9 protein-coding genes are annotated in these 10,753 nt (G+C 69.3%); 2 read left to right on the top strand and 7 right to left on the bottom strand.

Annotated features, from left to right (window positions below; translation table 11 throughout):
- Positions 1 to 284 precede the first annotated feature (284 nt).
- Entirely contained in the window at positions 285 to 539 is a 255-nt protein-coding gene (locus P409_RS15345; protein WP_034838543.1) for a DUF1127 domain-containing protein, read from the top strand.
- A gap of 15 nt (positions 540 to 554) precedes the next feature.
- Here P409_RS15345 and P409_RS38910 read toward each other — a convergent pair whose 3' ends face one another.
- Entirely contained in the window at positions 555 to 1,445 is an 891-nt protein-coding gene (locus P409_RS38910; protein WP_034838546.1) for a 50S ribosomal protein L11 methyltransferase, read from the bottom strand.
- A gap of 225 nt (positions 1,446 to 1,670) precedes the next feature.
- On the opposite strand from P409_RS38910, the gene P409_RS37980 reads away from it, so the two are divergent.
- Complete coding sequence (locus P409_RS37980; RefSeq protein WP_034838548.1) at positions 1,671 to 2,690, top strand: lipase family protein; 1,020 nt, start codon at positions 1,671 to 1,673, stop codon at positions 2,688 to 2,690.
- Between the two features lie 182 nt (positions 2,691 to 2,872).
- Here P409_RS37980 and P409_RS15360 read toward each other — a convergent pair whose 3' ends face one another.
- From P409_RS15360 to P409_RS15385, 6 genes are all read right to left on the bottom strand, one after another.
- On the bottom strand, positions 2,873 to 4,783 hold the full coding sequence (locus P409_RS15360) for a S9 family peptidase (RefSeq protein ID WP_034838551.1): 1,911 nt from the start codon (positions 4,781 to 4,783) through the stop codon (positions 2,873 to 2,875).
- Between the two features lie 10 nt (positions 4,784 to 4,793).
- The gene (locus P409_RS15365) at positions 4,794 to 5,816 is read right to left on the bottom strand and encodes an ABC transporter ATP-binding protein (RefSeq protein ID WP_052120693.1); all 1,023 of its coding nucleotides are present in this window, start codon (positions 5,814 to 5,816) and stop codon (positions 4,794 to 4,796) included.
- Positions 5,813 to 6,817, bottom strand: coding sequence for an ABC transporter ATP-binding protein (locus P409_RS15370; protein ID WP_034838554.1), 1,005 nt, complete (start codon positions 6,815 to 6,817; stop codon positions 5,813 to 5,815). Before P409_RS15370 ends, P409_RS15365 begins: the two co-directional genes overlap by 4 nt.
- Entirely contained in the window at positions 6,807 to 7,703 is an 897-nt protein-coding gene (locus P409_RS15375; RefSeq protein WP_034838557.1) for an ABC transporter permease, read from the bottom strand. Before P409_RS15375 ends, P409_RS15370 begins: the two co-directional genes overlap by 11 nt.
- Positions 7,700 to 8,617 carry an ABC transporter permease gene (locus P409_RS15380; protein ID WP_034838560.1) on the bottom strand — a complete coding sequence of 306 codons (918 nt, stop codon included), beginning with the start codon at positions 8,615 to 8,617 and terminating at the stop codon, positions 7,700 to 7,702. The genes P409_RS15375 and P409_RS15380 overlap by 4 nt, the downstream gene beginning before the upstream one ends.
- 192 nt (positions 8,618 to 8,809) lie before the next feature.
- Positions 8,810 to 10,438, bottom strand: a complete 1,629-nt coding sequence (locus P409_RS15385; protein ID WP_052120695.1) for a peptide ABC transporter substrate-binding protein — start codon at positions 10,436 to 10,438, stop codon at positions 8,810 to 8,812.
- Between the last annotated feature and the right edge of the window lie 315 nt (positions 10,439 to 10,753).

Genomic DNA, 10,753 nt, shown 5'->3' on the forward strand with positions numbered 1-10,753 from the left:
CGCATCAGGCGGAGCGGGGGAAGCGGTCGGGCGGGGCGGTCGCCAAGCCCGGCGCGGCCGCGTAAAGTGATATGTTGCTATGCACAAATTCGATATTGCGCTGCACAAGAAAGCGCGCATCCTATCGATGTGAGATCGCCGTTCCAGCGGTCCCTCCATCAACGACAATCTCGGAAACGTCTCCCGGAAGCAGCGTTCCTTCACGCCGTCGCGGCAGGGCCGCGGCGGATGTTGCAACGCAATAACCTGCACCAGCAGGAAGCGGAAACACGGGACACACGATCATGGGATACCAGCTTCTCGCCACTCTCATCCGCGGCTTCTTCAAGCTCCGCGGCGGCATCGACCGCAGCCTGACCTATCACGAGCTGATGGAGCTGACCGACCGGCAGCTCGAGGATATCGGCTTGACCCGCAACCTGATCGAGACGGTGCTGGTGCAGGGCGACGAGGATGTCGCCGCCATGCTGCCGGAAGGCGCGGTGCGCGCCTCGCTGCAGCGCGCCGCCAACACCAACCGGCTCGCCGGCGCGGCCTGACAAGGCTCCGCCGCCTCAACCCAGGATCAGCGTCGGCCAGCCGCGGATCGGGATCTTGTCCTGCAGCGTCAACCGCTGCAGCCGGTGCGCCGCCTGGACCTGCGGCGCCTGGCGCTCCAGCAGCCCGGCCAGGATCGCCACGCCGCCCGGCGCTAAATGCCGACGCAGGTCGTCGGCCATGGCCATCAGCGGCCGGGCCAGGATGTTGGCGATGATCAGGTCGTAGGGCCCGTGCTCCGCCACCACCCGGCTGGCATAGCCGTTCGAGACCACGGCGGTGATCCGGTCCGACAGCCGATTGATCCGGGCGTTGATGCGGGTGACGCGGATCGATTCCGGGTCGATATCGGCGGCCAGCACCGGGGCGTGGAACAGCCGCGCCGCGGCGAAGGACAGGATGCCGGTGCCGCAGCCCATGTCGAGGATGTTGCGGAAGCGGCGGCGGCGCGACAGCCGGTCCAGCGCCCGCAGGCAACCCTCGGTGGTCGGGTGCTCGCCGCTGCCGAAGGCGGTGGCGGCGTCGATGCACAGCGGGATGGTGCCGGGCGGCGGCGCATCCTCGATATGCGAGCCATGGATGAAGAAGCGGCCGATGCGCAGCGGCGGGAAGGCCTGGTAGGTCGCGGCCAGCCAGTCGGTCGGCGGTACCTTCTCCACCACCGGCGCCGGCAGGGCGACGCCCAGCATGCTTTCGACCAGGGCCAGCCGCGCGGCCAGCACCGTCTCGTCCGGCGGGGCGCGGTCGATCCCCTCGATCACCCAGTCGCCGCCCTCCTCGATCTCGAAGGCGGCGACCGAGGCGAAGATGTCGTCGAAGGCGGTCTGCACCTCGTCGCCGATCTCGGGGCTGACGACGATGCTGGTGCGCCAGGCGGCGGCGGCTTCGGAAGGGACGGTGCGGCTCATCGGGGTCCGGAGGGCAGGGTCTGTGCTCGGCCGCACAGTATCGGGCCGGCCGCCGGATTGCATCCGCGTTGTCGCTCCCGTCCGTTCTTGCGAATTGGGGTGCATTTTGCACAACTTATAGGTGTTGACGGCGATAGGCCCGCGAGCGGTCATGGATGCGACCGGCCCGCCTCGCCGCGCAGGCGCAGGACCGGCCTGCCAAGATCCGCGCGGAATGGAGGCATCATGACACCGGAGCAGATCAGGCAGGGGGCCACCGGCCAGGCCGGCACCTCGCCCACGCCCTTCGCCATCAGCTATCTGCAGCTGTGCCAGATCTCGTATTTCTCGACCGACCAGATCGCCGAGGCGGTGCCCGGGGTGCCGCCGCCGGGGGCGAACGCGCCGGATTCCTCGATCGGCAGCTGGAGCGTCGTCTGGGGCCCGGCCAAGGACTGGGACGACAGCAACCTCGCCTACGCCGCCGCCTACACCGACGCGGCGTCGAACCTGCCGGTGCTGCTGGTGGTCTGCCTGCGCGGCACCGATGTCCATGTCGACGATCCTTGGGGCATCCTCAAGCAGCTGTTCGAGGATCTGCGGGTGCCCGACCAGGTGGCGCTGCCCTGGGAGCCCTCCACCGAGACGGCTCGGATCGCCAAAGGCACCCTCTCGGCGCTCGAGGTCATCCAGAAGCTCAGCTCGAACGGCCAGACGCTGTCGGACTTCGTGCCCGGCTATCTGAACGCCAACCAGCAGCCGGTGCTGGTGGTCACCGGCCATAGCCTGGGCGGGGCGCTGACCACCGTCGTGGCGCCCTGGCTGCAGAGCCTCGGCACCATCACCACCCAGATCGTCCCCGCCACCTTCGCCGCGCCGACCGCCGGCAATGCCGATTTCGCCGCGCTGTTCGCCCAGGACTTCACCTATTCGATGCGCTGCTGGAACGACTACGACATCGTTCCGAACGCGTGGTGGAACCTGCCGGGCATCGCCACGATCTACCAACCCTGCAACTTGGCGCCGCCCGGCTATGTCACCGACGGGCTGACGCATTTCGAGAACGAGCTGAAGGGCGTCAGCTACGCCCAGCCGGCGGCGGACACCCAGCTCTCCGGATCCTGCAGCAGCCTGGCCAAGACCTGGATCGACCAGGCCGGCGTGCAGCACAGCACCCACACCTACATGGCCCCGCTGGGCGGCACCAACATCATGCCGCCGGGCGGAACGGGGGTGCCGCCGATCGTGGATTACAAGCCGGGCTGATCTGATCCATCAGAGCGGTAAGGCGTTTCCAGCGCCATCCCTCGCCGTCATTGCGAGAAGGCGAAGCCGACGAAGCAATCCAGGGGCCGGTGCGCACCGGCTCCTGGATTGCTTCGCTGCGCTCGCAATGACGGTGTTGGAATTCTGAAAGGGTCTCGGCTGCGGGAAAGGCAGGGCGAAGCTCAGGACTCTCCGGCGGCCACCGTCACAGTCGCCGGCGTGCCCTGATCCTCGGCATCGCTTGGCCCGAACGCCTCGCTGAAGAAGGCGATCAGCCGCTCGTACAGCCCCCGGCAATTGCCCGGCTTGACGATGCCGTGGCCCTCGTCCGGGAACAGCAGCGTCTCGTAGGGGATGCCGCGGGCGTCCAGCTCCGCCCGCATGATCTCGACATGCTCCGGCGTCACGTTCGGGTCGGTCAGGCCCTGCACGATCAGCAGGCGCCCCTCGATCCGGTCGACGAAATGGATCGGCGACCGCTCGCGGTACTTCTCCGGCAGCTCGTCCGGCGTGCCGCCCATCATCGCCTCGGAATAGGGGCGCAGGTCGGGCCGGGTGGTCCAGTAGTCGGTGACCAGGTCGGTCATGCCGCAGATCGGCGCCGAGGCCACGATCACCTCGCGCGGGACATGGGTGATCGCCCACCAGGCGGAATAGCCGCCATAGGACAGGCCGGTGATGCCAACCCGGCCCGGCCGGGCCAGCCCGGCATTCATCAACGCCAGGATGCCGGTGCGGATGTCCTCCTGCTCGCGCCCGCCCCAGCCGTCGTCCTTGATCGCCTCCTGGAAGGCCAGGCCGAGGCCGGTGCTGCCGCGGTAGTTCGGCTGCAGCACGTTGAAGCCGGCTCGGGCCAGCGCCTGCGGCACCGGGTCGAAGCGGCCGTCGTAATGCGCGGTCGGCCCGCCATGGACATGGATCACGGCGCCGCGCGCCTCGCCCCTGGCGCGGTACAGCCAGCCCTGGACGCGCAGCCCGTCGACCGAATGCCACCAGAAGGGCTCGGCCGGGCTCAGCTCCGCCGGGCCGGGCAGGGTGCCGTCGGGCAGCGGCGTCAGCTGATGCGCGGTCAGCTGGTCCGGCGCCTCGGCCGCCAGGGTGACGATGTCGGTCGGCGCGGTGGCCCGGCCGCGCTCCAGCACCCAGCGGCCGTCGGGCAGCGGCGCGACCGGACGCAGGATGTCGCCGCCGCGGAACACCGGAGCATAGGCGCCGGTGGAGACCATCAGGAACCCGGCCTCGTCCCGCGCGGCGCCGGATTCCAGCACCACCAGCAGATCCTGGCCGCCATCGGCTTGGCGCGGCCAGCGCACATGCTCGACCGGGATCGCCGGGGTGTCGACCAGCCAGCGCAACTGGTCGAAGGCGAGGTCGATCAGCCCCAGCCGCTTGTGGGTCGGCCCCTCGGCGACGAAGGCCACGCGCGATCCGTCCGGCGACCACACGCCCTCGGCCTTGGCCGGGCCGCCGGGGTTGTACAGCTCGCGGTCCGCGCCGGTCTCCAGGTCGTGGACCCACAGCGCCCGGCCGCTGGGGTGATGGTCGTTGCGCAGATACAGGATGCGGTGCCCGGTCGGGTCCAGCTTCGGTGTCAGCTTGCAGGAGCGTCGCGGCGAGGCCAGAACGCGCTGCGCCCCGGTGGCCATGTCGTGCTCATAGAGATGCAGGATGTCGCCGCCGGCCCCGGTGGCCGGGTCGCGGCTGGCCGCATAGATCAGCCGGCATCCGTCCGGATGCTGCTGGGCGCCGTAGACGTAATAGCCCGGCCGGTCCGGCAGCAGCGTCTCCGCCGGCCGGGCAGGGTCCAGCCAGACCCGCTGCAGCCCGACCTGCTCCTCGCCGTCGCGGCGGCGGGCGACGATCAGCGACAGGCTGTCCGGAGCCCAGCTGAAGCTCTCGCAGTCCCAGCCGGACCAGGGCTCGAGCAGCAGGCGCGGCGGCGCGTCGCCCGCGGTCGGGGCGATCCAGGGGCCGTTGCCCTCTTCCTTGCTGTTCCACAGCCAGGCCACCCAGCGCCCGTCCGGCGACACGGCCGGGAACAGCAGCCGCGGCGCGGCGATCAGGCGGTCGAGGAAGCCGGGATCGATGCTCATGACGGAAATCTTACCCCAGCACCGCTTCGGTGTGACCCACCCCCGGCGCATGGGCCAGCTCCTCGACCCGGTGGCACGCCGCACGGTGGCCGGGGTCGAAATCGCGCAGCACCGGTGCGGCCCGGGCGCACAGCTCGGCCGCATGCGGGCAGCGGGTGCGGAAGGCACAGCCGGAGGGCGGGTCGATCGGCGACGGCGTGTCGCCCTGCAGCACCACCCGCCGGCGCTGCCGCGCCCGCACCGGGTCCGGCACCGGCACGGCGGAGAGCAGGGCCTGGGCATAGGGGTGCAGCGGCCGGGCGAAGAAGGCGTCGCGGCCGGCGATCTCCGCCTCCCGCCCAAGATACAGGACCATCACCCGGTCGCTGATGTGCCGCACCACGCTCATATTGTGCGAGATGAAGATCAGCGCCATGCCCATCTCCCGCCGCAGCCGCATCAGCAGGTTGACGATCTGGGCCTGGATCGAGACGTCCAGCGCCGACACCGGCTCGTCGCAGACGATCAGCTTCGGCCGCAGGATGATGGCGCGGGCGATGCCGATGCGCTGGCACTGGCCGCCGGAGAATTCGTGCGGGTAGCGGTGCGCCAGGGCAGGGGACAGGCCGACCTGGCGCATCGCCTCGTTGACCCGGGAAGCGACCTCGGACCGCTTCAACTCGGGGTGGAAGGTGCGCAGCGGCCGGCCGATGATCTGGGCCACGGTCATGCGCGGATCCAGCGACGCCAGCGGGTCCTGGAAGATGATCTGCATGTCCCGCCGCCGCGGCCGCAGCGCGTCTTCCGACAGGCCGGTGACGTCGCTGCCGTTCCAGGCGACGGTGCCGGCGGTGGGCGGGATCAGCTTCAGCACCGCCCGGCCGAGGGTCGACTTGCCGCAGCCGGATTCGCCGACCACGGCCAGCACCTCGCCCGGGGCCAGGTCGAAGGACACGTCGTCCACCGCCTTCACCATCAGCGGCGGGCCGCCCAACAGCCCGGCCGAGAGCGGGAAATGGACCTTCAGGTTGCGGACCGACAGCACCGGGGTCATGGCACCAGCTCCGGCATGGCGGCGGGTTGCGGCAACGGCCGGTGGCAGGCGACGACGCGGCCATTGCCATCCCGGGCCGGCAGCAGCGGCGGCATCTGGACGGCGCAGGCCTCGATCCTGCGGTCGCAGCGCGGGGCGAAGGGGCAACCCGGCAGGTCGCCGGAGGCGGCGCGCGGCTGGCCCGGGATCACCCGCAGCTCGCCGTCGCGGCCCTCGAGGTCCGGCGTCGAATCCAGAAGGCCGCGGGTGTAGGGATGGGCCGGGTCGGCGAAGAGCGGGTCGACCGGCGCCGCCTCCATCACCTTGCCGCCGTAGAGCACCAGCACCCGGTCGCACATCTCGGCGACGACGCCGAGGTCATGCGTCACCAGGATCACCGCCGTTCCCAGCTCCCGCACCAGGCCGCGCAGCAGGTCCAGCACCTGGGCCTGGACGGTGACGTCCAGCGCCGTGGTCGGCTCGTCCGCCAGCAGGATGCGCGGATTGCACAAGAGGGCCATGGCGATCATCACCCGCTGGCGCATGCCGCCCGACAGCTCGTGCGGGTATTGTCGCATGCGCCGTGCCGCGTCCGGGATCTTCACCCGGTCCAGCATTCTGGCGGCGGTCTCCCAGGCGTCGGTCTTCTTCATCCCCTGGTGGCGGATCAGCACCTCGGTCAGCTGCGCCCCGACCCGGTGATAGGGGTTCAGCGAGGTCATCGGGTCCTGGAAGATCATGGTCATGGCCGACCCGCGCAGCCGGTCCAGCCCGCGCCGGTCAAGCGCCAGCAGGTCCTGTCCTTCGAAACGGATCCGGCCGGTGGCGGCGCCGTTTCCGGCCAGCAGGCCCATGATCGACAGCAGGATCTGGCTCTTGCCCGACCCGCTCTCGCCGACGATGCCCAGCACCTCGCCGCGGCGGACGGTGAAGTCGACGCCGTCGACCGCCACGGCCTCGCCCCGGCGCGTCCGGAAGCGGATGCCGAGGCCCTCGACGGAGAGCAGGGGATCAGCGTTCATTGGGATCGAAGGCATCGCGCAGCCCGTCGGCGACGAAGTTCATGCAGAACAGGGTCAGGGCCAGGGCCAGGCCCGGCAGGATCAGCATGTGCGGATCGGTCTCGATCTTGGCCTGGCCCTCGCTGATCAGCACGCCCCAGCTGGTCTCCGGCGCCTGCACGCCGAGACCGAGGAAGCTGAGCAGGGATTCGCTCAGGATCACGTCGGGGATCAGCAGGCTGGAATAGACGATCACCACGCCGACGCAGTTCGGCATGATGTGCTTCAGCACGATCTGCCGCTTGGTCATGCCGCCGGCCCGCGCCGCCTCGATGAATTCGCGGTTGCGCAGGGCGATGGCCTGGGCGCGGACGATGCGCGACGGCGTCAGCCACAGCGACAGCACCACGGCGATGATCACGGCGGTGCTGCCGCGGCCCAGCGCCATGCTGATCAGGATCACCTGGAAGATGTAGGGGATGCCGTACAGCACGTCGACGATGCGCATCATCACCTGGTCGATGATCCCGCCCAGGAAGCCGGCGACCGACCCCCAGGTGACGCCGATGGCGACCGCGATCAGCGTCGCCACCAGGCCGATGATCAGCGACACCTGGCCGCCGGCCATGATCCGCAGCAAGAGGTCACGGCCGAGGTCGTCGGTGCCGAAGGGATGCGCCGAGAACAGGTCCAGGGGCGCGTTCATCGCCTCGAAATTGGCGTCGTCCGGCTCGTAGCCGTACAGCAGCGGCCCGCCGAAGCAGAAGATCACGATCAGGACCAGGATGACCAGGCTGGCCACGGCGGCCCGGTTGGAGCGGAACCGGCGCAGCGCCTCGCGCAGCGGGCTGACGCCCTCGGCGCCCTGTTCCTCCGGCGCGGCGAGATCGGCGGGAACGTCGGTCATGTGCGCGACCTCGGGTCCAGCAGCATCTGCGCCACGTCGGTCACCATGTTGAACAGGATGATGCAGCTGCCGTAGACCAGCGTGACCCCCATCACCATGGTGTAGTCGCGGCTGATCGCGCTCTCGACGAAGTAGCGGCCGATGCCGGGCACGGCGAAGATGGTCTCGATCACCATCGACCCGGTGATCAGCCCGGCGGTGGCGGGGCCGAGATAGGCGATCACCGGGATCATGGCGCCGCGGATGGCGTGGTGGGTCAGGACGCGCCACTCGCCCACGCCCTTGGCCCGGGCGGTGCGGATGTAGTTGCTGCGCAGCGTCTCGATCATGGCGCCGCGGGTCAGCCGGGCGACATAGGCGATGTTCGGCAGCGCCATGGCGACGACCGGCAGCACCATCGAGCGCCAGCCATTGTCCCAGCCGGCCACCGGCACCAGGCTCAGCATCAGGGCGAAGACGATCTGCAGGATCGGCGCCATGACGAAGGTCGGCACCACGATGCCGCCCATGGCGACGGCGCTGACCAGGTTGTCCAGGATGCCGTTGCGCCGCAGCGCCGCGACCACGCCGAGCGTGACGCCGGCGATGGCGTAGAGCAGCGTGGCCCACAGCCCGATCTGCAGCGAGATCGGCAGGCCGTGGCCGATCAGCTGCGTCACCGTGTATTCGCGATAGTACATCGACTGGCCGAAATCGAGCCGCACGACATCGCCCAGGAAGCGCAGATACTGCTGCCACAGCGGCTCGTTCAGATGGTACTGCGCCTCCATCCGGGCGATCAGCGCCGGCGGCAGCTTCTTCTCGCCGTCGAACGGTCCGCCCGGCGCGAAGCGGATGACGAAGAAGGTGATCGTCGCCAGCGCGAACAGCGTCGGCACGCTGCCCAGCATGCGGCGAAGGACGGACAAGACCATCGGGTCCGGCTGCTCCCTGTCTCTGCTCCGGCGGAGGGAACCCCCTCCCCCTGCCCCTCCCGCGAGGGGAGGGCGGACGTGAATGGTTCGGCTGGGGTCGTTGACCCGAAGAGATCACAGTCGTTTCGAGTCCCCCCTCCCCTCGCGGGAGGGGGCAGGGGGAGGGGGGTGTCGATCGAAGGACTCCGGCCCTTACTTCTCGATGCTCAGGAACTTCGACATCGGATGGCCGATCGGGTTGGCGCCCCAGCCCTTGACGTAGGTCTGGACCAGCAGGTTGTCGGCCGACACCGTGATCGGGATGAAGACGTACTGGTCCAGCATCCGCTGCTCGGCCTTGCCCAGGATCCCGTAGAACTTGGTCTTGTCGGCGGCGCTGGCGTTGGCGTCGTCCATCAGCTTCTCGTACTCGTCGTCCTTCCAGTGGTAGCTCGGCGTGCCGCTGTAGCGCAGCGCGTCCAGCCAGGTCTTGGCCTGCGGATAGTCGCCGCCATAGCTGTCCATGCAGACCTGCCAGTTGCCGGTGTGCAGCTTCTCCAGCCAGGTCTTGACCTCGGTCAGGTCCAGCTTGGTGCGGACGCCGAGATTCTGCTTCCACATCGCGACGATGCCCTCGACCCGCCGCTTGCTGGCGGCGCTGGACGGGCCGATGATCTCCAGCTCCAACGGCTTGTCCGGGCCGTAGCCGGCCTCGGCCAGCAGCTTCTTGGCCTCGGCCAGGCGCTGCTCCTTGCTCAGCCCCGCCTCCTCGACCTTGCCGGGCTTGTAGGCCGGGTCCTGGTTGATCGAGAAGGTGTACATCGGCACGTTGCCGGCCTTCTCGATCTTCTCCTGCAGGAAGTCGCGGTCGATGGCATAGGCCAGCGCCTTGCGCACGCGGATGTCGGAGAGCGGGCCGGCATCGGGCTGGAAGCTGAGATACTTCATGCCCAGCGTCGGATTCTGGTGCAGCTCCTGCGGCCGCTCGGCCTTCAGCTTCTCGATCTGGTCGGACGGCACCGTCATGGTGCTGTCCAACTCGCCGGCCAGGTAGCGCTTCAGCTCGGTCGAGGCGTCTTCGGTGACGTGGTAGACGACCGTGTCGATCTTGACGTTGGCCGCGTCCCAGTAGTTTGGGTTCTTGACCAGCACCACCTTCGACTGCGGCACGTATTCCTTCAGCATGTAGGCGCCGTTGCTGACGAACAGCTCCGGCCGGGTGTAGTCCAGCTTGTTGCCGGCGGCCTTCAGGCTCGGCTCATGCACCGGCGCCGTGGTGTGGAAATCCAGGATGTAGGGCGCATCCGGCATCGGGTAGTCGAGAGTCAGCACCACCGTGCGGTCGTCCGGCGCCGCGGCGCCGAGTTGGCTCGCATCCTTCAGCTTGCCCTCGTTGAAGGCCTTGCTGTTCTTGATCGGCAGGACGGCGGTCAGGTAGTAGGCGTGCTCCGACGCCGTCTCGGGGTCGATGGCGCGGATGATGCCGCGCACGAAATCGGCCGCCACCATCGGGTCGCCGTTCGACCATTTCAGCCCAGGCCGCAGATGGAAGGTCCAGGTCAGGCCGTCGGCGCTGGTTTCCCACTTCTCCGCCGCGCCGGGCTGCGGGTTGCCCTGCGGGTCCAGGATCAGCAGCGCCTCGAACAGGTCGGCGATGATGTAGTTCTCGCGCGCGCCGTTGTTCAGCTGCGGATCCAGGGTCGACGGCGCGCTGCCGAAGCCGCGGTTCAGCACCGTCTCGGCCGCCGCCGGGCCGGCCAGCGCCCCCATGCCGGACACCGCCAGGCCGGATGCCGCCAGACACAGGGCCAGCGCCATGGCCGATTTGTTCAGAAAGCTCATGCAAACCCCCAGATTGTGATCCCCCGCGCCGAGGCGGCACCGGTCCTGCCGGGCTTCTCTTACCGTCCTGCCTCAGCGTCTTGCGGGAATGGTCCGCCCCGCCGGTCGCGATTTGGGCAGGCGGCCGTCGCTCCTGACAAGGCCCGAAAGCGACGGAGGCCTGAACTTCAGGTTATCGGGGCGGGGCCGCGGGATATCGGGCCTGGGACTGGGACGACCTGTCCGCTAGGGTTTCGCCGGACGATTCGCGAGGAGCCGGGAAGATGAAGACGCGTGCCGCAGTGGCAGTCGCCGCGGGGAAGCCTCTGGAGATTC

This window comes from Inquilinus limosus MP06 (genome assembly GCF_000767795.1).
Taxonomy (GTDB): domain Bacteria; phylum Pseudomonadota; class Alphaproteobacteria; order DSM-16000; family Inquilinaceae; genus Inquilinus; species Inquilinus limosus_E.